Annotated in this window: 18 protein-coding genes; 5 read left to right on the top strand and 13 right to left on the bottom strand. The window is 74.9% G+C overall.

The features are described 5' to 3' along the window. Positions 1-1803, bottom strand: a 1803-nt coding sequence (dxs, locus tag AC060K_RS17005; RefSeq protein WP_483766591.1) for a 1-deoxy-D-xylulose-5-phosphate synthase, incomplete at its 3' end; no start/stop codon positions are given. Between the two features lie 181 nt (positions 1804-1984). On the opposite strand from dxs, the gene guaB1 reads away from it, so the two are divergent. Together guaB1 and AC060K_RS16995 are read left to right on the top strand one after the other, a co-directional pair. Further along, positions 1985-3442: a GMP reductase gene (gene guaB1, locus AC060K_RS17000; protein WP_483766595.1), complete on the top strand. Its 1458-nt coding sequence runs from the start codon at positions 1985-1987 to the stop codon at positions 3440-3442. 17 nt (positions 3443-3459) lie between these two features. Further along, a complete protein-coding gene (locus AC060K_RS16995) occupies positions 3460-4137 on the top strand; it encodes an NUDIX hydrolase (protein WP_483766590.1) in 678 nt (225 codons plus the stop codon). 72 nt (positions 4138-4209) lie between these two features. Here the strand turns inward: AC060K_RS16995 and AC060K_RS16990 are convergent, their stop codons facing one another. The 10 genes from AC060K_RS16990 to AC060K_RS16945 form a co-directional block, all read right to left on the bottom strand. Then, complete coding sequence (locus tag AC060K_RS16990) at positions 4210-4422, bottom strand: hypothetical protein (RefSeq protein WP_483766589.1); 213 nt, start codon at positions 4420-4422, stop codon at positions 4210-4212. Beyond that, positions 4419-6224: a thiopeptide-type bacteriocin biosynthesis protein gene (locus tag AC060K_RS16985; RefSeq protein ID WP_483766588.1), complete on the bottom strand. Its 1806-nt coding sequence runs from the start codon at positions 6222-6224 to the stop codon at positions 4419-4421. Before AC060K_RS16985 ends, AC060K_RS16990 begins: the two co-directional genes overlap by 4 nt. Then, positions 6221-7615, bottom strand: coding sequence for a hypothetical protein (locus AC060K_RS16980; RefSeq protein WP_483766587.1), 1395 nt, complete (start codon positions 7613-7615; stop codon positions 6221-6223). Before AC060K_RS16980 ends, AC060K_RS16985 begins: the two co-directional genes overlap by 4 nt. Continuing rightward, on the bottom strand, positions 7567-9381 hold the full coding sequence (locus AC060K_RS16975; protein ID WP_483766586.1) for a TOMM precursor leader peptide-binding protein: 1815 nt from the start codon (positions 9379-9381) through the stop codon (positions 7567-7569). Before AC060K_RS16975 ends, AC060K_RS16980 begins: the two co-directional genes overlap by 49 nt. Then, entirely contained in the window at positions 9372-11024 is a 1653-nt protein-coding gene (locus tag AC060K_RS16970) for a hypothetical protein (RefSeq protein WP_483766585.1), read from the bottom strand. The genes AC060K_RS16975 and AC060K_RS16970 overlap by 10 nt, the downstream gene beginning before the upstream one ends. Then, positions 11017-12156 (bottom strand): hypothetical protein, encoded by a 1140-nt coding sequence (locus AC060K_RS16965; RefSeq protein WP_483766584.1) that lies wholly within the window; start codon positions 12154-12156, stop codon positions 11017-11019. The genes AC060K_RS16970 and AC060K_RS16965 overlap by 8 nt, the downstream gene beginning before the upstream one ends. Then, positions 12150-14777 (bottom strand): lantibiotic dehydratase, encoded by a 2628-nt coding sequence (locus tag AC060K_RS16960; RefSeq protein ID WP_483766583.1) that lies wholly within the window; start codon positions 14775-14777, stop codon positions 12150-12152. Before AC060K_RS16960 ends, AC060K_RS16965 begins: the two co-directional genes overlap by 7 nt. Next, positions 14778-15644 (bottom strand): ABC transporter permease, encoded by an 867-nt coding sequence (locus AC060K_RS16955; RefSeq protein WP_483766582.1) that lies wholly within the window; start codon positions 15642-15644, stop codon positions 14778-14780. It abuts the gene before it with no gap. A gap of 1 nt (position 15645) precedes the next feature. After that, positions 15646-16566: an ABC transporter ATP-binding protein gene (locus AC060K_RS16950; RefSeq protein WP_483766581.1), complete on the bottom strand. Its 921-nt coding sequence runs from the start codon at positions 16564-16566 to the stop codon at positions 15646-15648. Between the two features lie 90 nt (positions 16567-16656). Next, on the bottom strand, positions 16657-16842 hold the full coding sequence (locus tag AC060K_RS16945) for a thiazolylpeptide-type bacteriocin (protein ID WP_483766580.1): 186 nt from the start codon (positions 16840-16842) through the stop codon (positions 16657-16659). Between the two features lie 284 nt (positions 16843-17126). Here AC060K_RS16945 and AC060K_RS16940 point away from each other — a divergent pair, with 284 nt between their 5' ends. Further along, positions 17127-17573: a DUF1801 domain-containing protein gene (locus AC060K_RS16940; RefSeq protein ID WP_483766579.1), complete on the top strand. Its 447-nt coding sequence runs from the start codon at positions 17127-17129 to the stop codon at positions 17571-17573. Positions 17574-17582: 9 nt separating this feature from the next. Here the strand turns inward: AC060K_RS16940 and AC060K_RS16935 are convergent, their stop codons facing one another. Next, entirely contained in the window at positions 17583-18257 is a 675-nt protein-coding gene (locus tag AC060K_RS16935; RefSeq protein WP_483766578.1) for a TetR/AcrR family transcriptional regulator, read from the bottom strand. An 89-nt stretch (positions 18258-18346) separates the two neighbouring features. Between AC060K_RS16935 and AC060K_RS16930 the strand changes: the two genes are divergently transcribed. Together AC060K_RS16930 and AC060K_RS16925 are read left to right on the top strand one after the other, a co-directional pair. Next, on the top strand, positions 18347-19231 hold the full coding sequence (locus AC060K_RS16930; protein ID WP_483766577.1) for an alpha/beta fold hydrolase: 885 nt from the start codon (positions 18347-18349) through the stop codon (positions 19229-19231). Positions 19232-19336: 105 nt separating this feature from the next. Continuing rightward, a complete protein-coding gene (locus AC060K_RS16925) occupies positions 19337-19864 on the top strand; it encodes a hypothetical protein (protein ID WP_483766576.1) in 528 nt (175 codons plus the stop codon). 85 nt (positions 19865-19949) lie between these two features. On the opposite strand, the gene acnA is transcribed toward AC060K_RS16925, so the two are convergent. Then, on the bottom strand, positions 19950-22712 hold the full coding sequence (gene acnA / locus AC060K_RS16920; RefSeq protein ID WP_483766575.1) for an aconitate hydratase AcnA: 2763 nt from the start codon (positions 22710-22712) through the stop codon (positions 19950-19952). Positions 22713-22742: the final 30 nt, after the last annotated feature.

The following is a 22742-nucleotide window of genomic DNA, read 5'->3' as shown; positions in this document are numbered from 1 at the left end:
GCCGTCTTCGAGCGTGACGACCAGGTCGTGCTCCCCGGCGAGCTTCACGAGGGCGGCCGGGACGGGCAGCACCCAGGTGGGAGACGCGACGGTCACGTCCACGCCGTGGGCCGCGAGCGCCTCGCCGGCGTCGAGCGCGGTGCCGCACAGCGAACCGACGCCGACCACGAGGACGCGCCTCGGCGTCGTACCGGCGGACGAGCCCGCACCCCCCACCTCAGCCGCACCCGCCTCAGCGGCACCTGCCGAGGCGGCACCGGCCGACGCGGCGCGGCCCGCGGCACCGCGCCCGCGCCCCCGCGGGGCGGCGTCGTACCGGGCGACGACGTCCACGCCGTCGAGCTCCTCGACGGCCGGAATGTCGCCGCGCAGGGCGCCCTTGGGGTAGCGCACCACGGTGGGGGCGTCGTCGACGTCGACGGCCGTGCGCAGGGCCGCGCGGAGCGTGGCCTCGTCGCGGGGCGCGGCGAGGCGCAGGCCCGGGACGATGCGCAGCATGGCCATGTCCCACATGCCGTTGTGGGAGGCGCCGTCCTCGCCGGTGATCCCGGCGCGGTCGAGCACGAAGGTCACGCCGGCCCGGTGCAGGGCGACGTCCATGAGGACCTGGTCGAACGCACGGTTCAGGAACGTGGCGTAGACGGCGACCACGGGGTGCAGCCCGGCGTAGGCCATGCCGGCAGCGGAGGTGGCGGCGTGCTGCTCGGCGATGCCGACGTCGAAGGTGCGCTCGGGGAACGCCTCCGCGAACGGCGCGAGGCCCACGGGGTGGAGCATCGCGGCGGTGATCGCGACGACGTCGGGCCGCCGGCGTCCGATCTTCACGATCTCGTCGGCGAAGACGGAGGTCCAGCCAAACCGCGACGGCGCGACGGGCAGGCCGGTCTCTGGGTGGATGACGCCCACGGCGTGGAACCGGTCGGCGACGTCCTGCTCGGCGGGCGTGTAGCCGCGCCCCTTCTCGGTGATCGCGTGCACGATCACGGGGGCCGCGTAGGCCTTGGCGCGGCCGAGGGCGTGCTCGAGCGCGGCGACGTCGTGCCCGTCGACGGGCCCGATGTACTTGATGCCCAGGTCCTCGAACATGCCCTGCGGGGCGACGACGTCCTTGAGGCCCTTCTTCAGGCCGTGCAGCCAGCCGTACGCGAACCGGCCGGGGGCACCGGACCGGGTCAGGGTGCGCTTGCCCCAGTCGAGGAACGCCTCGTAGCCCCGGGTGGTCCGCAGGGTGTCGAGGTGGTTCGCCAGCCCGCCGATGGTGGGCGAGTAGGACCGGCCGTTGTCGTTGACGACGATGACGAGGCGGCGGTCGCGGCTCTCCGCGATGTTGTTGAGGGCCTCCCAGGCCATGCCGCCGGTGAGGGCGCCGTCACCGATGACGGCGACGACGTGGCGGTCCTTGCGGCCCTGGACGAGGTTGGCCTTGGCGATGCCGTCGGCCCAGGACAGGGCGGTGGAGGCGTGGGAGTTCTCGACCACGTCGTGCTCGGACTCGGCGCGGCTGGGGTAGCCGGACAGGCCGCCCCGCTTGCGGAGCGCCGAGAAGTCCTGGCGCCCGGTCAGCAGCTTGTGCACGTACGACTGGTGGCCGGTGTCGAACACGAAGGTGTCGCGCGGGGACTCGAACACGCGGTGCATCGCGATGGTCAGCTCGACGACGCCGAGGTTGGGGCCGAGGTGGCCGCCGGTGCGCGAGACGCGGTCCACGAGGAAGCGCCGGACCTCTTCGGCGAGCTCCGGCATCTGGCCGGGCGTCAGTGCCCGCACGTCCTCCGGCGAGCGGATTCCGCTCAGCAGACCCATGCCATCGTCCTTCCACAAGTACGGGGTTGCCCGACGCCGACTGCTCGCCCCGGGCGCATCGGCTCACCTTAATGGCGTGCCTCCCCCCACGATGCCACGATCACTGTCCCTTGATCGTTCCTCCACATGGATGTGACTGGAACCATAGGTTCTGCACCGGAAGTTGCTTAGCATGAAGTACGTGCGTTTCCTGCCGGGGCAGACCCCCACCACCGACCTCACCTACGGCGACGTGTTCCTCGTCCCGTCCCGTTCCGACGTGACCTCGCGGTTCGACGTGGACCTCTCGCCCGACGACGGCACGGGAGCGACCCTCCCCATCGTCGTCGCGAACATGACGGCTGTCGCGGGGCGCCGCATGGCCGAGACCGTGGCCCGCCGCGGCGGCATCGCGATCCTGCCGCAGGACGTGCCGGTCGACGTGGTCGCCGCGGTGGTCCAGGACGTGAAGTCCAAGGACCCGGTGGTCGAGACGCCCGTGGTCGTCGCCCCCGGCGACACCGTCCACACGGTGCTGACCCTGCTGGGCAAGCGCGCGCACGGCGCGGCCGTGGTGCTGGAGGACGGCCGCCCGGTCGGCATCGTCACCGCCGACGACTGCCGCGACGTGGACCGCTTCACCCAGGTGCGCCAGGTGATGACCGAGGACCCGCTGGTGCTCGACGCCGAGGTGCTGGACGGCCGCGGCGCGGAGGGCCTGGAGCGTGCGTTCGACATACTGCACGCCGCGCACCTGTCGGTGGCGCCCGTGGTGCGCGACGGCCGCCTCGCCGGGGTGCTGACCCGCAAGGGCGCGCTGCGCTCCTCGGTCTACTCCCCCGCGCTGGACGCGTCGGGCCGCCTGCGGGTGGGCGCGGCGGTGGGCATCAACGGCGACGTGGCGGCCAAGGCCAAGGACCTCCTGGCCGCGGGCGTCGACGTCCTGGTGGTCGACACGGCGCACGGCCACCAGACCAAGATGCTGCAGGCGCTCGACGCCGTGCGGTCCGTGGACCCGGCGGTCCCCGTCGTGGCCGGGAACGTCGTCACCGCAGACGGCGTGCGCGACCTCGTCGCCGCGGGCGCCGACATCCTCAAGGTGGGCGTGGGCCCGGGCGCCATGTGCACCACCCGCATGCAGACCGGCGTGGGCCGGCCCCAGTTCTCCGCGGTGCTGGAGTGCGCGGCCGCGGCCCGCGAGCTCGGCAAGCACGTGTGGGCCGACGGCGGCGTGCGGCACCCCCGCGACGTCGCCCTCGCCCTCGCGGCGGGCGCCTCGCAGGTGATGATCGGCTCCTGGTTCGCCGGGACGTACGAGTCGCCCGGCGACCTGCGCGAGGACGGCACCGGCCGCCTCTACAAGGACTCGTTCGGCATGGCGTCCGCGCGGGCTGTGGCCGCCCGCATCGCCGGCGCCGGGACGGCGTTCGCGCGGGCCCGCAAGGCCCTCTACGAGGAGGGCATCTCCACCGGCAAGATGTACCTCGACCCGGTGCGCCCGGGCGTCGAGGACCTGCTCGACGAGATCACGTCGGGCCTGCGCTCGTCCTGCACGTACGCGGGCGCGCGGACCCTCGGCGAGTTCGCCGAGCGCGCCGTCGTGGGCGTCCAGTCGGCCGCCGGGTACCAGGAGGGCATGCCCGTCGCCACGAGCTGGTGAGGCGTTAAGGTCGGGCGATGACGCTCTCCGCCCGCACGCAGCTCGCCGACCTGGTGGCGAAGGGTTTCGAGGGGCCGTGGAAGCACGCCCGGGGCTCGTTCACGGGGGACGCGCGGCCGGCGTCGGTCCTGGTGCTCTTCGGGGTGCTGGACGGCCTGGCGAGCACGCACGAGGCGCAGGCCCTGGCCGTGTCGCACGACCTCGACGTGCTCCTCCTCGCCCGCGCCGCCACGCTCCGCAACCACGCGGGTCAGGTGGCGTTCCCCGGCGGCGGGGCCGACCCGGGCGAGGACGCCGTGCAGGCCGCGCTGCGCGAGGCCGTCGAGGAGACGGGCCTGGACGCCGCGGGCGTCGAGGTGCTCGGCACCTTCGCCCCGCTGCCGATGCCGGTCTCGAACCACGTGGTGACACCCGTCCTGGGCTGGTGGGCCCGGCCGACGCCGGTCCGGGTGGTCGACGTGGCCGAGTCGTCGCACGTGTTCCGCGCGCCCGTGGCCGACCTGCTCGACCCGGTGAACCGGCGCACCGTCGTGCTGCGGCGCGCCGGCCGCACGTACCGCGGGCCGGGGTTCCTGGTGCACGCGGACGGGACGGAGCACCTCGTCTGGGGTTTCACGGCCGGGATCCTCGACGCCCTGTTCGACCAGCTCGGCTGGACCGAGGAGTGGGACCAGGAGCAGGAGCTCGAGCTCTGATGGCCGCCGCCGAGCCGGACGTCACCGTCGGCCTGGCCGACGCCTGAGGAGGCGCCGGCCAGGGGCCGAGGACTACTTGCCGCCGTCCCGGCCGGCGAGCGCCCGCAGGACCATGCCCACGCCGGCTCCGATGAGGACGCCCACGCCGGGGTTGCCGAGCGCGAGGCCGATCCCGAGCCCGAGCACCGGCGCACCGATGCCGAGCGCGTTGGGTACCGCCATGCTGCGTGGCTCCCGCGGGCCCTGCGCGCGGTCGTCCTGGGGGCTGCCGTACAGGTCGCTCATCGGAGTCCTCCTTCGTCGGGTCCTGCTGGGGGTCCTGGAAGTCCTGCTGGGGGTCCTGCCCGAGGCACGCTACCGGGCTCCGGTGGCCGGCCGACCGGGATCAGGGCGGCGGCCCAGCGGTCGACGCCGTCGAGGTGCAGCCGCGCGTTCACCTCGTCGTCGGCGAAGGCCGACAGGTGCACCGACACCAGGCCGAGGTCGGCCGCGCACAGGCCCAGGTTCTGCGCCATGTGGCCCGCCTCCAGCAGGGAGAGCCGCAGCGCGCGCAGACCGTACCGGGGGCGGAGGCGGGTCAGGTCGGTGGCCAGGACGAGGAGCACCGGCACGCGGGACGCGTCGATCACGGCGGCCGGGTCCGTCCCCAGTTCGCCGAGGAGCGGCGAGAGCTGGGGCAGCAGCCCGTCGACCGGCAGGGTGTCCACCGGGTCGAGCACGCCGTCCTCGGCCGCGTGGCGGTACAGGCCCGGAGCCAGGCCCTCCACCGCGAGCGCCAGCACGTAGGTCTCCACGGAGCCGCCCCCGCCCGCGCGGGGGTGGCGGAGCCGGCGGCCCGTGGCGGGCGGATCCGCGGGCACGCGACCGGGCGCGGTGCCGAGCGCCGAGCCGAGCAGGGTCCCGAGGTCGTCGAGGTGGAGCGTGCCGCCGTAGTCGCCGTAGCCGCTGTGCCGGGAGACGAGCGCGTCGCCGAGCGTGCCCCCGACACGGGCAGAGGTCAGGGGCACGCGCCCGGCCGCCGCCGCGGGGCCGGGCGGCGTTGCCGCGCGGGTCGCCGCCCCGGCGCCCGGCGCAGCCGCGGGGGCCGCCCGGCGCGGCAGCTGGTCGGTCGTGAGGGCGCCGGCCCGGTACTTGCTGTCCTCCAGGTAGGCGCGGTCGGGCGAGGCGGCGCCGTCGGCGAAGAAGTCCGCGGTGCGCTCGCGCCCGGGCAGGCACAGCGACGCGAGCCAGGCGACGAGCCGCTCGTCCCAGACGGACAGCCCGAGCCGGTTGTTGGTCATGTGCACCTGGGACCAGACGATCCGGGCGACGTCGTTGCGCAGCAGACCCTGCTGCTCGAGCTCGCGCAGCCGTCCGACGAGGCCGCGCAGGGCGCCGGCCCAGACCTGGTGCGTGGTGGGCCGCTCTGCCGCGGCGACCGCCCGGACAGCGTCCCGGCGCCGGTCCCACCGGGCGGGGGACTCCCAGTAGGCGGCCTCCGCGGCGCGGCGGGCGGAGGCGCCGTCGGACCGTGACTCGGGCGAGAAGTCCCAGGCGGTGAAGTAGCCGCGGGCAGCCGACACGGCCGCGAGGTCGGGCAGGCCGAGGACGTCGAGGGCCAGCAGGACGAGGTCCAGGGCCACGGTGCGGCGCGCGTCCTGGCCGGGGGCCGCGGCGAGGACGGCGAGCACGAGGTCGGAGCTCGTGCCGAAGAAGGCCTCGCAGGCCGCGAGCGCCTCGGGCCCGCCGTAGCGCAGGGTCTCGGGCACGTACTCGGCGGTCTCGACGGTCCCGTCGGGCCGCCACGGCTCCGGGTCCTCGGCGGCGAAGGCTGTGCCGAACGCGGCCGCGTCGAGGTCGAGCCGGGGCCCGGGCCCGGCGGCCGCGTCGGCGAGCACCGCGGCGAGGTCGCGCACTGCTCCCGGGTCGGCGTCGCGCAGGCGCACGCGGAGGTGCGGGCCGCCGGTCCAGTACCGGAGGAAGTGCCAGCCGGAGGCCCGGCCGTCGTCGAGGATCGCGCGCACCGCGGGCCCGACGGCGTCGACCAGCACCCGGTCGACCTCGGCCGGCGGGCGGTGCAGGTAGGCGTACAGGGTGTCCCAGGTCATCGTGCTATCACTCCCAGGGTCGACAGCGCGTGGCCGCTCCAGGCGGCCGGGGGCAGCACGCGCACCCAGAGCTGGTAGACGACGACGTGCCCCGGCGGGAGCGCGAGCGCGTCCGCCCAGGCGCCGTCGTCGAAGTTCCGGGCGGGGCGCACGGTCAGACGTCCGGCCGCGGCTGCGAGCGACGCCCACTGCCCCGCCCAGCCGAGCGTGGCGTGCAGGGTCGCGGGGGCGGCGGTCCCGTAGGCGTCGGACCAGGCGCGGAGGTCGGCGGTGAGGCTGTATCCCAGGGTGGACGAGAAGAGGGGCCCCGCGGACACCGTCCGGGCCGGCGCCGCGTGGTCCAGGCGCACGGCCTCGCAGACGGACATCGAGTCGCCGACCAGCCGGTGCCGGTACGCCCGGAGGGCCCCCGGGCCGGGGGCGGCGGCCGCGACGGCGTCCAGCGCGGCGGTGAGGGCCGCGGTGACGGCGTGCGCCTCGTCGTCGGGCACGGGCGGGCTGGTCACGAGGTTGTCGAACGACGACCCGCTCGACCGCCGGTCGAGCCACGAGGCCAGGTCGCGGGGCGGGGCGGTCAGCGCGTCGAGCGCTGCCACGGCAGCGGCCGGGACCTCCGGGGGCAGACCGTGCACGACGGCGGGGTCCGGCTGGCCGGGGGTGCCCGGCGAGCCCGGGTCGCCAGGCCACAGCGTCGCGACCGTGCCCGGCGCGTGCGGCGCGGGCCCGAGCCGCACCGCGCCGAGGACGCCGGCGCGGAGCGTCGTCAGGGCGAGCGTCGCGGCGAGGTGGCCCGCCTCGAGCTCCGCCAGGGCGGGGCGCAGGGTCCCGTAGGGAACCGGGAACCGGTCGGGGTGGGTCGTCACGGCGACGTGCGGGCGGGCAGCCTGCCCGGTCTCCCCGGCCGGACCCTGCTCCGCGGCCGGGGCGGCCGGTCGCAGCGCGTCGCTGTACGGGTCGGCGGTGCGGTCGCCGCCGGGCCCGCCGCGCAGGTGGGCGTCGGCCCCGAACAGCCCTCGCGGAGAGGGGTAGGCGCGGTGCGCCGCGTACCGGTCCGTGGGGCTGAGCCGCCGCACCCGGACGGCCTCCAGCACGGCGGCGTCGAGCCGGTCCGCGGCGGGCCCGTCGAGCCGGTCCCCCGCCCGCGTGGCGCGCAGGGCCGCCACCACCGCTGCCGGGGCGGGCTCCGCCGGGCCGGCGGCACAGGCGTCCGCCCCGCCCCCGAACAAGGTGGTGACCGGGCTGACCGCCTTGCCGTACGTCTCGGCGTGGAAGCGCGCGAGGACGGCGGCGGAGCCGGCCGCCGAGCCGCCCGGGCTCCCCGCCGGCCCGGCCGCCGGGCTCCTCACGGGAACGGGTGCGGGACGGGGTTGAGCGTCTGCGAGCTGCTCCACGGCCGGGCTCCCCTCAGGATCTGCGACCCGCGGGCGAGCCGCGGCAGGCCGACGGTGCGCTGGTTGACGTGCCCGAAGGTCATCGGGACCGTGCCGGGGACGATGACCTTCACGGAGTGCACGCCGAGGTCCGCGACGTCGTCGGGCCCCGTCTGGTCGACCACCACGACGTCCGACCCAAGCGTGTGGGCCCGGCCGACCAGGCCCGCCAGCGCCGCCGCGACGTCGGACAGCCGCGCGGGGTCCACCTCGCCGAGGTCCGCCTCGCTCACCTGCTCCGACGGGTTGTCCAGGAACTCCCACAGGGGGCGCGCCTCCCACAGCCCGTGCAGGCCCGTGTGGTCCTCCAGGGTCCGCACGAGCGTGAAGTCGTCGAGCATCGGGCGGCAGCGCTCGACCGACACGTCGGCCCGCATCATGACCCACTTCGGGTACATGACGGCGTTCGTGAGCGCCTCCTCGACGGCCGTGCGGACGGCCTTGCGCCAGTCGATCCCCGCACCGGAGGCGAGGGACATCGCGGGCGCCCGGCCCGCGCGGACCGTCTCTTCGTCCGCGGTGATGACCGCGAGCGCGACGGGGACCTCGAAGTCGGACGTCAGGTCCATCACGCGCAGCGTGAGCCCCCGCTCGGCCAGCAGGTCGACCGCCGGGGCGAGCTCGCCGCCCGGGTCGAGCACCACCTCCCGCAGGCGGCTGCGCGAGTACCAGGCGAGGAGGAACGCGTCACGCTCGATCACCTCCAGCAGCCCGTACAGCGCCGCCTCCTCCAGGGAGCCGCCGACGGCGCAGCCGTTCGACGACTCGTACAGGAACCGGGCGCCGGTGCCCCGCTCGTGCCAGAAGGCCACGTGCTCGGGCACCAGGACGGGCGCGGCACGCAGCGTCGACCACCCCCACACCCAGCTCGTCGGGGTGTGCGGCGAGTACGGGTCGAAGTGGTGGGCGGGGTGGGCGGCGAGCGCCGGGTCGTGCAGCCCGAGCGTCGCGGGGTCCACGGCCTGGTCGGCGACCTCGGCGTACGGCGCGACGACGACCGGCCGCCCGGGGGCGCGGTAGCCGCCGCGCACCCGCTCCACGCCCTCCAGGAACGCGGGCACCTCGCTGCTCGTGAAGCCGGTCGACCGCCCGTACCCGCCCTCGCGGGCCGCCCGGCCGGGCACCACCGTCTCGCACGTCACGAGCGCGAGCGGCGACTCCTCGTCGCGGTACGTGTGCGCCACCGGGCCGAACCGGAAGTCCAGGAGCCGCTCCCGCAGGCGGGCGCGGTCCAGGCGCCGGGTGCGCAGCGGCCCGCCCGCCGCGGGCTGCGGCGTGACGAGGTCGAGCGGCCCCGCCCCCGGGTCCGGCAGGGCGCAGCGCTCGCACAGCGGGTGCACGGCGAACCGGTGCGTGCTCGTCTCGCCCGTGCGGGTGTCCAGGACGACCACCCGGCGGGACCACGCGCCGTCGTCGGCCCGGGACTCCTCGACCAGGAGGCCGGCCAGCCCCGTCACGGTGGCGTGCCACGCCCCCGCGAGGCGGACCTGGCCCGCGTCGGCGGTGTGCGGCGACACGTCGGCCCACCAGAGGAGCGCACAGTCCAGGCAGCCCCGCGCCCCGTCGGTCTCCCACGGCCCGACCACCACGTGCTCGCCGTGCGCCGCGACCCGCACCACGCCGTCGCCCGCACGGACCGCGGCGCGGCCCCCGGCAAGGGCGGTCGCGGTGGCGGACGCGACGTCGTCGGCCGTACGGGCCGGGCCGCCCGCAGTCGTCACAGCCACGACGCCTCCCGCACCGACAGGCCCGCCGCCGCCCAGACGGCGGCCTGCGCAGGCTCGCGCACGAGCACCGGGGCACCGGCCGCCAGCCACGCGGCGAGGCTGCGGCGTACCGCCTCGCTCCGGACGTCGAGGACGTCCCCGTGCGCGTCCGCCACCTCCTGCTCGACGGCGGCGCCCTCGCCCGCCCGGGCCGCGTACTGCGCGCGGCCGGCGGCCCGCAGCAGAGCGCCCTCCAGCGCGGCGGCGAGGTCCGCCGCGCACGCGACCCCGAGCGTCCCGGCGTCGCCCTCGACAGCGACCCGGACAAGACCCGCCCACGGCCGGCCGCCGGGCGCCGTGGTGGCCACGAGCCGGACGTCAAGACCCAGCCGGAGGGTCAGCGCGGCGTGCAGGCGCCGGGCTCGGGGTCCGAGGGCGTCGTCGGGCACGACGGTGAGCGGCCAGCCGGCGCTCGCGGCCTCCGCGAGCCGGGCCACGGCCTCGGCCTGGGCGTCGGCGGGGGTCGTCCCGAGACCCACGCAGGCAGTCACGGCCGGCGCGTGCGGCGCCAGGGACGCGGGCGCCGCGGAACCGGGCGCCACGGAACCGAGCGCCACGGACCGCAGCCCGGCCAGGAGCGCGTCGAGCCGCGCCAGCGCCGTGGTCAGTCCGACGCCGAGCACGCCCGCCTCGCCCGGCCGTGCCGAGACGGCGAGCCCGACGGGCAGCTGTGAGAGGTCGCCGGGCAGCGGCTCCGCGACGGGACCGAGCTCGCTGTCCCAGAGGTCGGTCAGCCCGTCGAGCACCCCGGGCGTCTCGCGCTCGGGCTCCTCGGCGGCGAGGGCGACCTCGGTCCACGGCCCGGTCACGGCCGGCAGGACGACCCGCCGGTGCGGCTCGGCGACGAGCCGGCTCGACGTCACGAGATACTCGGCACCCGGGCCCGCCGAGGTGGCGCCGTCCTGCGCGCCGGAGTGCCGCACGACCGCCCCCAGGACGACCACGGTCAGCTGCGCGGCGACGAGCTGGTCGGTGAGCCCGCCCCGCTCCCCCGCCGACGGCCGGGCGGCGGCCCAGCGCACGGCGTCGGCCAGGAGCGCGGGGTCCGCGTCGCGGTCGCGGGGTCCCACGAGCCGCTTGTCGCCCGCCCCGGCGGCGAACGCGAGGGGTGACCACGCGCCGCCGTCGGCCAGGTGCTCCACGACGACGACGCCTGGCACGCCCGGGGCCTCCGCGACGTCGCCGAACCCGGCCTCGCGCAGGTGCCGCGCGGCCGCCTCGGCCGCGGCGCCCGTCCCGGTCACGCGCAGCGCTGTCGCCCGGACGGCGCCGGCCGCCGCGTGCGGGCTGCGGGCCACCGCCTCCAGGTGGTCCAGGGTGGCGGCGGGAACGTCCGGGACGCCGGGCTCGACCGCCCGCAGCAGGTCGTGCGCCTCCAGCTCGGCGAGGATCCCGCCGACGACGGCACGCCCCGCCGGCGGCACGGAGGCGACGAGGGCCTCCGCGTCCACCCCGGACTCCAGGAAGGGACGGATCGCCGCCCAGAGCCGCTCGGCACCGGCGCCGTCGACCACGACCGCCGCACCCCCCGCGCTGACCGCGACGCCTCGCCCCTCCAGGTCGCGGACCCGGGTGCCGCGGCGCAGGCGCACGGCGTCAGGCACCCTGCCCTCCCCGCCACGGGAGGGTCGGCACGGCCTCGGCGCTCTGCCGCTCCACGGCCCGCGCCACCGTCGTCTGCCACGGCTCACCGACGACGACCTGGGCCGCGTCCGTGAACAGGTGCGCCACCGAGTACCGCTGCAGCGGCGTCACGCCCAGCACGGCCAGGAGGTCGAAGAAGCAGTTGACGAGGAACCGGTACGCCGCGAAGTCCGAGCCGTTGCCCAGCCTGGTGAAGTCGAGCTGCCGGAACGCGCGGTGGTAGTCGCTGTAGGACCGCTCGTCGGACCCGCTCCAGCGTACGGCGGTCTCCTCGCCGAACTTCGCGGCCGCCGCGGCCCGGGCGGGGTGCGGGTACGGCAGCACGTCGCCCGCCTCCGCCAGCTCCATCGCCAGGGGCAGCGCCACCTCGACCCAGGCCGTCCAGGCGGCCGCGACCGGGTCGGTCCGGACCACGTCGCCGCCGTCCCGCACCTCGCCCAGCAGCCCCACGAGCCGGTCGCGCTGCGCGGCGAAGGCCTCCGAGAGCGCGGCGTCGGCCCGGCCGTCCGGGTCGGACCAGTGGAAGTACTCCTTCCAGTGCGACAGGAACGCCTGGTACCCGGAGACGAGGCCGTGCCGCGGGTAGGCGACCGCCACGGCGGCCATGCCGAGGAACGTGGCGTCCACCGGGCCTGTCCCCGCGTCGAGCGCCGTGCGCAGGACGGCGGTGCCGGCGCCCATGATGCGGCCCTTCGCCAGGGTCGCCTCGTGCGTGCGCACGAACGTGTCGCCGAGCTCCTGGTCGAGGACCGCCACCTCGTTGTCCGTCCACAGCGGCAGGTACGGCGGGTCCACCAGCTCGAGCCGGCCCAGCTCCGCGGAGAGGCGGGCGTACTCGTCCGGGTCCAGGACCGCTCGCGACGGGTGCCGTGCCACGTGCTCACGGAGCCGGTCGGCCGCCGCCTCGGCGGCCTGCCCGGCGCCCGGGCCCGTCACGTGCAGCAGGACGTGCGGGCCACGCAGCCAGTGCGAGCGCAGCCAGGCGCTGTCCACGCCGTCCCGCGCCGCGGTGTCCGCCACGAGGGGCAGCAGCACGTCCCGGACGAGCTGTTCCTTGTCGCCGAAGTGCACCAGGCGGACGGTGGTCACCATCTCGCCCTCCTCTCGTCAGTCGTGCTCAGCTCGAAGAAGATCTCTGTCGCGTGGGCTCCCCGGTCGCTGCGCACGCTCGGCAGCGGGGTGAGCTCCTCGACGAGGAGCCACGGGCCCGAGCGCTCGGTGACGCGGGCCGCGTGCGCGACGTGCAGGCGGCTGAGGAAGTCCACGTGCTGCGGCTTGGGGGTCACGACACGCTCCATCGGCGTGAGCTGACGCCCCTGGAGCTGCCGGACGAACACCTGGTCGGGCAGCCCGCGCCGCAGCCGCTCCGTGTTGACCCGCCGGAAGTGCTCCTGCGGCGTCTCGCCGTCGCGGCGCACCAGGACGTCCCGTTCCAGCACCCAGCGGCGCCGGAACAGCACCAGGTCGCCGCTCATCACCCGGGCGGTGCCCCGGGACGGCTCGCCCCCGACCACGTGCCGCGTGTGCAGGTCGATGGCCAGGTCGCCGAACGAGTAGTACGGCGCTCCGGCGAGCACCGCCAGCAGCATCTCCTCGGACGGCAGGGCGTGCGGCACCAGGAAGCCCGTATAGAGCACGGTCACGGGTGCGTCGTCGCGTGCCGTGCGTACCTGCAGCCCGTCGTCGGTGTGCACCACGTGCAGGTCTGCCAGCCGCAGCATGCCGGGCCGCGCGGGCGGCCCGTCCGGCAGCGCGAGCTCGACGTCCGCCAGGAGCGGGCCGAGGTTCGCGTTGAACCCCATGACCGGACGGATCTGCACGGTGCGGGTGCCGGGTGCGGCGACCCGCGCGTGGTGCCTGCGCAGGCCCTCGGTGACGGCGGGGTCGACGTGGTGCAGGTACCGGCTGTAGTAGCGGGACTGCCCGCCGTAGACATGGTTGACGACGAGCCGCTGCCCCTGCGGCTGCCCGAACACCGACACGGCCCGCACCTCGCCCGGCCCCGCGGGCGGGAGCAGCCCCGCGACGTGAGCGAGCACCCCCGGGTCCACCTCCGCCTCCTCGCCGGGCCGCGCCTGAAGGTCCAGCAGGTGGCGCACGGCGGGCTCGCGCGCGGCGAGCAGCCGGCGCACCCGGTCCGGCGAGCCGGGCACGTCCTGCCCGGAGACCAGCCGCTGCGTGAGCGGGAAGGCCGCGTACGCGCGGCGGGCGAGCTCCCGCAGGTCCGTGCAGCGCCCGCCGGTCCCGTACCGCTCGACGAAGACGGTCTCGAGGGCCGCACCGAGCAGGCGCTGGTCGTCGCACGCCTCCAGCAGGGGACGCAGGCGGCCGACGTCGTCCGCCCACCGCCGCACGAGCGTGCCGGGCACGTCCGCGCCGCGGCTGACGTACGAGTCCTCCACGAGGGGCGCCTCGACCGGGGCGCCGACCGTCGCGCTCCACACGGTGGCGAGGTCCGCGACGGTCCCGACGCGCGCCTCGCCGTCCTCGGCGCCGAACCGGGGCAGCGCCTCGAGGCTCCGCTGGACGGCCGCGCGCATCCGGGCCGACGCCGCCCCCTCCATCGGGGCCAGCAGCGCGAGCCAGCGCTCCAGCGCGTCGTCGGCCTGCTCGTCCACCCCGAAGACCGGCACCAGCAGGCCCAGGCCCGCCAGCTTCCCGACCAGCCCGCGCGCACGGTCCTCGGGCCAGCCCGTGCTGTCCACGAGCCGCCCCACGATCTCGTCCTCCACCAGGCCCGCCGACTCGGGCCCGCAGGCCTGCAGCAGGACGCCGACGACGTGCTCGATCGACGGTGTCAGCGGCAGCCGCGCCACGTCCTCCGTGACGCCGTCGGCCTTCATCCCCGGCGTGGGCGCTGCCCAGTGCCGGCGGTGGACCTCCAGCACGCCGTCGGTGAGGGCGTACCCGGCGGTCAGCCGGAAGGGCACGTGCCGGGCGTCGAGAGGGTCGTGGAGGAGCGTCCGCGCGGCGTGCCGCAGGAGGACGCCGCGCACGGCGGGCACGGAGCGGCGGCCGAGGGGTTCGGCGCCGCCGCCGGGCGTGGTGGCCTGCTCCGCGAGGTTGCCGCCCGGCCCGTCGAGGGCCGCGACATGGACCCCGGTGTAGAGGGAGAACGGGCTGACCCGCACCGTCGAGCGCGAGTGGTACTGCACCAGCGTGCCCTCGGCCTTGCGGGTGCGCTTGTCGGCGGCGTCCGGCGGCGTGACCGAGCGGCGTACCACGGCACGCAGGAGGTCGCGGCTGGTGACCGCGACCGACCGGCGCACGTCGGGGTCACGGCTCCACTCGACGAGGCCGTCGCGCTCCGAGGCCAGCGCCGCGTCGTGCACGGCGTCCAGCGTCGCGACGATCCGGTCGGTCGCGTCCCAGGTGGCGCACCACTCGTCCAGCCCTTCGACGTCGGCCGCACGGGGGTGCGCCACGATGTCCGGGCGCGGCCGGCGCCGGTTGAACAGGTCCCGCTTGAGCGGGAGCACGAACTGCCGCCGCTCGTCGTCGGGCACCGTCGGCGCCAGGTCGTGCAGACGCTCCAGGAGCGTGTCGACCAGCCCCTCCCGGCGCGCCTCTTCCTGGGCGAGGCGCTCCAGCGCGACGGCGGTGCCCCCGGCGTCGTGCCGGAGCTCCCGGAAGGGGTAGAGGTTGGTGCGCGAGACCCAGAAGGGGGTGACCAGCTGCCCGGTGTCCCCGGGCGCGACCACGCTGCTCGTCATCTACCGGTCACCGTCGGCCGCCCGGCGCGACCCGAAGCCCCGCGGCTCCTTCTCGGAGCCCCAGCGGAAGAACCGGAGCGAGACGACGGTCCCGGCGACGCCCCAGGCGAGGAGCAGCAGCATGGACGACGTGTCCCACGCGGGCCCCTCCCCCGACACGGCGCCGGTCATGAGCGTCATGAGCGGCTTGCCGGGCAGGTACGCGACGATCGCGTCCGCCACCTCGCCGAGCGGGATGTGCATGAACGCGCCCGACAGGAACGCCATCGGGAAGAAGATGCCGTTCACGATCGGCACGGCCGCGTCGGCGCTCGGCGGCACGAGCGAGAGCGCGGTGCCGAGCGGGGCGATGCAGGCGTACCCGAGGAAGAGCGCGGCGGCGAGCACCCCCAGGCGGTCGGCCGGGAGCTCGACCCCGAGACCCAGCGTCCCCAGGAGCGTCACGGCCGCCACGACGACGACCGCCGTGAGCAGGCCGTTGACGAGGAACGCGACCGTCACGACCCACGGCCGCACGGGGGTGGTCCGCAGACGGCGGAAGAGCCCGTGGTGCCGCCGGATCGCGAGGCTGATCGCGACGTTGGCGAACGCGACGGACATCAGCCCGAAGGTGAGCACCCCGGCGTAGCTGAGGTTGGCCTGGGTGACCGTGTGGTCCCCCACCGTCAGGACGGTCTGGCCCTGCGAGCGGAAGGCGAACCCGAAGCCGATGTAGAACATGATGGGCAACAGGACGATGAAGGCGAGCGAGATGATCGACCGCCAGAAGTCCTTGACCTCGAGCTCGACGTGCCGGAGCAGGCTCGGGAACGGGCTGGGCGCGGAGCCGTCGGTCACGGGCAGGGTCGTGGCGCTGCTGGTGGTCATGTCAGTCCTCCGTCGTGGAGCCGGCCGCGGGGGCCTCGAGCAGGCTCAGGTACGCGTCCTCGAGCCGCGGGGTGACGACGACCAGGTCCTCGATCGTCACGCCCCGGGCCTCGGCCCAGGCGCGCAGCTCCCGGGTCGTCGTCTCCGGGTCGTCGGTCTCGACGCGGACCCGGCGGCCGTCGACACGGGCGGGCACCGGCAGGTCGCCGGGGGCGGCGTCGTCGGGCAGGAGGAGCTCCACGACCGTCCCGGCCGTCGAGGCCTTGACGATCTCGCGCACCGTGCCCGCGGTCAGCACCTCGCCGCCGGCGAGGACGTGCACGGTGTCGCTCAGCGACTCGACCTCCTCGAGGTCGTGCGACGTCAGGACCACGGTGGTGCCCTCGGCGTTCACGGAACGGACCAGCTCGCGCACCTTCCGGCGGGACACCGGGTCGAGACCCGTGGTGGGCTCGTCGAGGAAGAGCACCCGGGGGCGGCCCACCAGGGCGAGGGCGATGTCGAGGCGGCGACGCGTACCACCGGACAGCGACCGGACCAGCTTGGCGCGGTCGTCGGTCAGGCCGACGGCGTCGAGCACCTCGTCGACAGCCAAGGGGTCGCGGTAGTAGGTGGCCTGGCGCCGGACGAGGTCCAGGGCGGAGACACCGGGCTCGAGCATCGTCTGCTGGAAGACGACGCCCAGCTGGGAACGCAGGACGGCGAAGTCCTTGCGCACGTCGGGATCGAGCCCCAGGACGGAGACCTGGCCGCTCGTGCGGCGGCGGTGCCCCTCGAGGATCTCCACGAGCGAGGTCTTGCCCGCACCGTTGGGCCCGAGGACGGCGGCGACGGCGCCCTCGGGCACCGTGAGGCTCACGCCGCGCAGCGCACGGTGGCCTCCGTAGCTCTTGTGGAGGTTGTCCACCACGACTGCCGGCATATCAGCTTCTTTCGTATCGTTCGTCGTCGAGCGGCGGCAGTCGAGGGCGTGGGACGTTCCCGTCCCACGCCCTCGCCGGTCAGGCGGACGTCAGCCGCAGGAACCGGACGAGCAGCAGGAGCTGCTGCCACAGCAGGACGTCGACGTGCAGCTGCTCGAGCCCGAGGTGGCGCCCGACTCGGGGACGGCTACGGCCTCGCGGACGGAGAGGACCTCGAGGCCCTCGAAGTCCAGGTCGGGCAGCTCGAGGAGCAGGCCCTTGGTCTCGTTCGTCATGGTGACTCCCGTTCGATCGGTGGAACCGGCCCGCAGGACGGCCGGCGGATATCGAAGCGCGCTTCAGTGCGGAAAAGCCATGCATCGGCCCAAGAAGAACCCTTGAGCCGCCGAGCGAACCCGACGGTAGTCCCCGGCAACGGTGCCCGACAAGTACCATTGTGACCGTTACTTCTTATTCATCTCCCGGACATCTCCCGGGATCGGCACAGCCCCGCCCCAGAGCGCTCCAAGCCTTCGCCGGCCGGCGACAGATTCACCCGGCCGGGGCCGATACTGAGGCCATGGCGAACCAGACCGACTGGACCGAGAGCGACCCCGTGGCGTACGTCGAGAGCGTCGCCCACCCGGGGCGCCGCCGCGACGCCCTCGTGCTCCTCGACCTCCTGGAGCGCGTGACGGGCGAGGAGCCGCGCATGTTCGGCGCGTCGATCGTGGGGTTCGGCGAGTACCGCTACCGGTACGCGAGCGGACACTCCGGCCACGCGCCCGCCGCGGGGTTCTCCCCGCGCAAAGCCGCGACCACGGTGTACCTGCCCGACGGCGTGGGCGCGCACGACGCGCTCCTCGCCCGCCTCGGCCCGCACACGACGGGCGTGGGGTGCCTCTACCTCAAGGACCTGGAGCAGGTGGACCTGACGGTGCTCGAGGAGATCGTGCGGCGGTCGTACGCGGCGGTCACGGCCGAGACCTTCGGCCACCGGGCGAGCGACTCCTCACCCGACCGCTGACGCGAGCCGTCAGGCCAGGGCCGCCGGGTCCGCCCCGCGGGCGGCGAGGGCGGCGCGCAGGGCGGTCAGGGCCCGCTCGTAGGCCGTCTCGTCGCCGTGCAGCAACGACGTGTCGTTCGCACGCGCGTACAGCGCGGCCGCCTCGAAGACCACCTGGTCGGGGTCCGTCCCGGCGTCGAGGTGCCCGCGCCGCACCGCCTCGACCACGAGGGACCGGAGATATCCCTCCCACTCCCGCTCCTCGCGCGCGACGGCGTCCCGGACCGGCCCCGGCGTGCGCGCGTCGAACTCCCCCGCGACCGAGCGGAAGAAGCAGCCGCCCTCGAAGACGCGGTCGCGGGAGTGTGCCATCCAGGACGTCAGCGTGAGCCACAGCCGCGGCAGGCCCTTGGCCGAGTCGGCAGCCGGGACGACCACGGCCTCGACGAAGACCTCACGAGCCCGGGCGATCGTCGCCAGCTGCAGCTTCTCCTTCGAGCCGAACAAGCCGGAGATGCCGCTCTTGTTGACCGGCGCCGTCGCCGCGAGGCGACCCAACGACAGGGACTCGAGACCCGAGACGGACGCCTCCTGCACCGCGCGGTCCAGCACCGCGCGGCGGGTGCGGTCGCCGCGGGCACGGCGGCCGTCCACCGGCTCGTCCGCGGTCGCCGGGTCCGGCGTCAGGGCGGTCTGAGACTGCATGGTGACAAGTGTACGACCGTTCGGATAGTGTGCGAACGGTCGTACAGTTTTCTGCCCACGGCGACCCGTCGTCGCACCCAGGAGGTCCCATGCCACGCGTCCACCCCGCCGTCCGCGCCGCCTTCACCACGCTCGGCACGGTGGCCCCGCCCCTGGCTCTCGCGGCGTCCGTGGCCGCGTTCCGCCGCGTGGGCCCGCCCCCGCCGGTGCGCACCGCCGACCGTCCCGTGCACGAGCGCGCCCGCTGGGGCGAGCTGACGGTCCGCGGCGCCCGCGTCGCGACCTACTCCTGGGGCGACCCCGCCGCTCCCCCGGTCCTGGTGGTGCACGGGTGGCAGTCGCGGGCGTCGCGCCTGGCCGGGATCGTCACCGGCCTGGAGGCGGCCGGCTTCCGGCCCGTCTCCTTCGACGCACCGGCGCACGGCGACTCCTCCGGCCGGTACACGACGATCCTGGACTTCATCGAGGTGCTGCAGCGGCTCCGCGACGACACCGGTGAGCCCCGGGCTGTCGTGGGCCACTCGTTCGGCGCCTTCGCCGGAGGCGTCGCCCTCCACGAAGGCCTCGGTGCACGCTGCTTCGTCGGCATCGCCGCCGCTGCCCGGTTCGACCTGCTGAGCGACACCTTCGCCGCCACCGCAGGCCTCCCCGCCGCGCTGAACGAGCGGCTCGCGGAGCGGATCGCCACGACGGTGTTCCCCGACGAGCCCGACCCCAGGCACCGGTTCGATCTCCTGGCGCGACCCGTGCCAGCCCACGTCCCCGCCCTGTTCGTCCAGGACGCCGACGACCGCGAGGTGAGCCTCGGCTTCGCCCGGCGGCTCCACGCCGCACACCCCGGCAGCCGCCTCGTCATCACGTCCGGCCTCGGGCACAACCGCGTGCTGGACGATCCGGCGGTCCGTGCGGAGGTCGTGGCGCACGTCGCGACGGCGCTCACCGCGGCTCCGGAGCCGGCCACCACGACGGGGTGAATCCCACCCCGGATCACGTGGGCGATATCACAACCACGAGCCTGACCCTTGAGAGTTCTATTACCCTGAGTGTCCGGTTCATCCGGATCGTCCAGGGGGTACGACATGGTGGAACATCTGCGTGACGCGGCCACGGCAGCGGCGGCCTTCGGCCTCCCGGCGTTCCTGTGGCTGGCCTGGGCGGTGCCGCACGCGACCCGCAGGCGGCAGCTCGCGGTCGTCGCGGTCGCCGGGTTCGCGGCCGCGACGACGGTCGCCGGCATCGCCCTCACGATCGCCCGGTGGGACGAGCCCACGGCGCTCACCGGGCCCCTCGTCAGCATCTACCTGGTGGTGCTGGGCCTGCACGCCGCCGTGGTCCGGGTCGTGGCCGGGTTCGCGTCGAAGCGTGGCAAGGCGGACCTGGTGCCCACCGTCGTCGCCGTGCTCGGCAGCCCGCACTTCTTCGTGCTGGGTGAGCTGCTCAGCTTCCCCGCCCTCGGGCTGGGTGCGCTGGCCGCCACCGTGGCGGGCCTGATGGCCCACCCGGCGGCGAAGCTGCTCGGAGCGCGTGTCCCCGCCACCGTCGGCGTCGTCACGGGCCTGGCGTTCCTCGCCACCTCGGCGGGCGCCCTGGCGGCGGCGGCGAGCTGAGCCGGGCCGCCGGGGGTAACGGCGCCGGCCGCACGCCTCGGGGAGAGGCGAGCGGCCGGCGTCGGGCAACGACCCGCGACCGGGGTCAGCCCACCAGCGAGCGCAGCACGTACTGCAGGATGCCGCCGTTGCGGTAGTAGTCGGCCTCGCCCGGGGTGTCGATGCGCACCACGGCGTCGAACTCGACGACGGAGCCGTCCGTCTTGGTGGCGGTGACGTGGACGGTCGACGGCGTGGTGCCCTCGTTCAGCGCGGTGATGCCGCTGATGTCGAAGGTCTCCGTGCCGTCCAGGCCCAGCGACCCGGCGTTCTCGCCGGCCGGGAACTGCAGCGGCAGCACGCCCATGCCGATGAGGTTGGAGCGGTGGATGCGCTCGAAGCTCTCGGTGATGACGGCCTTGACGCCGAGGAGCGCGGTGCCCTTGGCAGCCCAGTCGCGGGACGAGCCCGAGCCGTACTCCTTGCCACCGAGCACCACGAGCGGGGTGCCCTGCGCGGCGTAGTCCTGCGCGGCGTCGTAGATGGTGTCCGGGGCGCCCTTCACGAAGTTGTACGTGAAGCCGCCCTCGACCCCGGCGCCGTCGTTCTCGGCCGCGAGGAGCTGGTTGCGGAGGCGGATGTTCGCGAACGTGCCGCGGATCATGACCTCGTGGTTGCCACGGCGCGAGCCGTAGGAATTGAAGTCGCGACGGTCCACGCCGTGCTCGGCCAGGTACTTGCCGGCCGGGCTGTCTGCCTTGATGGAGCCGGCGGGGCTGATGTGGTCCGTGGTGACCGAGTCGCCGAGCTTCGCCAGGACGCGCGCACCGGAGATGTCCGTGACCGGCTCCGGCGTGAGGCCCATGCCGTCGAAGTACGGGGGCTTGCGCACGTAGGTGGACTCGGGGTCCCAGGCGAACGTGTCGCCCTCGGGCGTCTCGAGGGCGGCCCAGCGCTCGTCACCCTTGAAGACGTCGGCGTAGTCGGCCTCGAACATGGCGCGGTCGATCGAGGCGGCGATCGTGGACTCGACCTCCTCCGGCGACGGCCAGATGTCGCGCAGGAACACCGGGTTGCCGGCCTCGTCGCGGCCCAGCGGGTCGCTCTCGAAGTCGAACTCCATGGTGCCGGCCAGCGCGTACGCGATGACGAGGGGCGGCGACGCGAGGTAGTTCATCTTCACGTCGGGGTTGATGCGGCCCTCGAAGTTGCGGTTGCCCGAGAGGACCGAGACGACGGACAGGTCGTGGGCGTTGACCGCCTCGGACACCTTCTCGTCGAGCGGGCCCGAGTTGCCGATGCACGTGGCGCAGCCGTAGCCGACCAGGTGGAAGCCCAGCTTCTCGAGGTAGGGCCAGAGACCGGCCTTCTCGTAGTAGTTGGTCACGACCTGCGAGCCCGGGGCCATCGAGGTCTTGACCCACGGCTTGGCCTCCAGGCCCTTTTCGACGGCCTTCTTCGCGAGCAGCGCCGCGGCGAGCATGACCGAGGGGTTCGACGTGTTGGTGCACGACGTGATCGACGCGATGGCGACCGCGCCGTGGAACAGCTCGAACTCCTTGCCCTCGCTGTTCGTCACCTGGACCTTCTTGCGGCCGTTGGCCGGGAAGGCGGGCGAGTCGGAGGCCGGGAACGACTCCTTCACGGCCTCGTCGACGACGTCGGCGACCTCCGGCGCGTACGCGGGCAGGTCGCGGAGGAAGGCGCTCTTGGCGTGCGAGAGCTCGATGCGGTCCTGCGGGCGCTTGGGGCCGGCGATGGACGGGACCACCGTCGACAGGTCCAGCTCGAGGTACTCGGAGAAGACCGGCTCGGGCGTGTCGGCGTCGAGCCAGAGGCCCTGCTCCTTGGCGTACGCCTCGACGAGCGCGAGCTGGTCCTCGGAGCGGCCGGTCAGCCGCAGGTAGTCCACCGTGACCGAGTCGATCGGGAAGATCGCGGCCGTGGAGCCGAACTCCGGCGACATGTTGCCGATGGTGGCGCGGTTCGCGAGCGGCACCTGGGCCACGCCGGCACCGTAGAACTCGACGAACTTGCCGACGACGCCGTGCTGGCGCAGCATCTGCGTGATCGTGAGCACCACGTCGGTGGCGGTGACGCCGGCCGGGATGGAGCCGGACAGCTTGAAGCCGACGACGCGCGGGATGAGCATCGACACGGGCTGGCCGAGCATGGCGGCCTCGGCCTCGATGCCGCCCACGCCCCAGCCCAGCACACCCAGGCCGTTGACCATCGTGGTGTGCGAGTCGGTGCCGACGCAGGTGTCGGGGTAGGCCCGCAGCACGCCGTCGACCTCGCGGGTCATGACCGTGCGCGCCAGGTACTCGATGTTGACCTGGTGCACGATGCCGGTGCCCGGGGGCACGACCTTGAAGTCGTCGAACGCCGTCTGGCCCCAGCGCAGGAACTGGTAGCGCTCGTGGTTGCGCTGGTACTCGAACTCCACGTTGCGCTGGAACGCGTCCGCGCGGCCGGCGACGTCGATCTGCACCGAGTGGTCGATGACCATCTCGGCGGGAGCCAGCGGGTTGATCCGCGTGGCGTCGCCACCCAGGGCGGCGACGGCCTCCCGCATCGTGGCGAGGTCGACCACGCAGGGAACACCGGTGAAGTCCTGCATGATCACGCGGGCGGGCGTGAACTGGATCTCGGTGTCCGGCTGGGCGTCGGGGTCCCACGCGGCGATGGCGCGCACGTGGTCAGCCGTGATGTTGGCGCCGTCCTCGGTGCGCAGGAGGTTCTCGGCGAGGATCTTGAGGCTGTAGGGAAGGCGCTCGGCACCCTCCACGGCGGAGAGGCGGAAGATCTCGTAGGCCTTGCCTCCGACCTCCAGCGTTCCCTTCGATCCGAACGTGTCCACGCTGCTCACTACGGCTCCTTCTGCGGGGCTGATGTGCTC

This window comes from Antribacter sp. NEAU-D49, from assembly GCF_057158775.1.
This window is presented reverse-complemented; position numbering and strand designations above follow the sequence as displayed.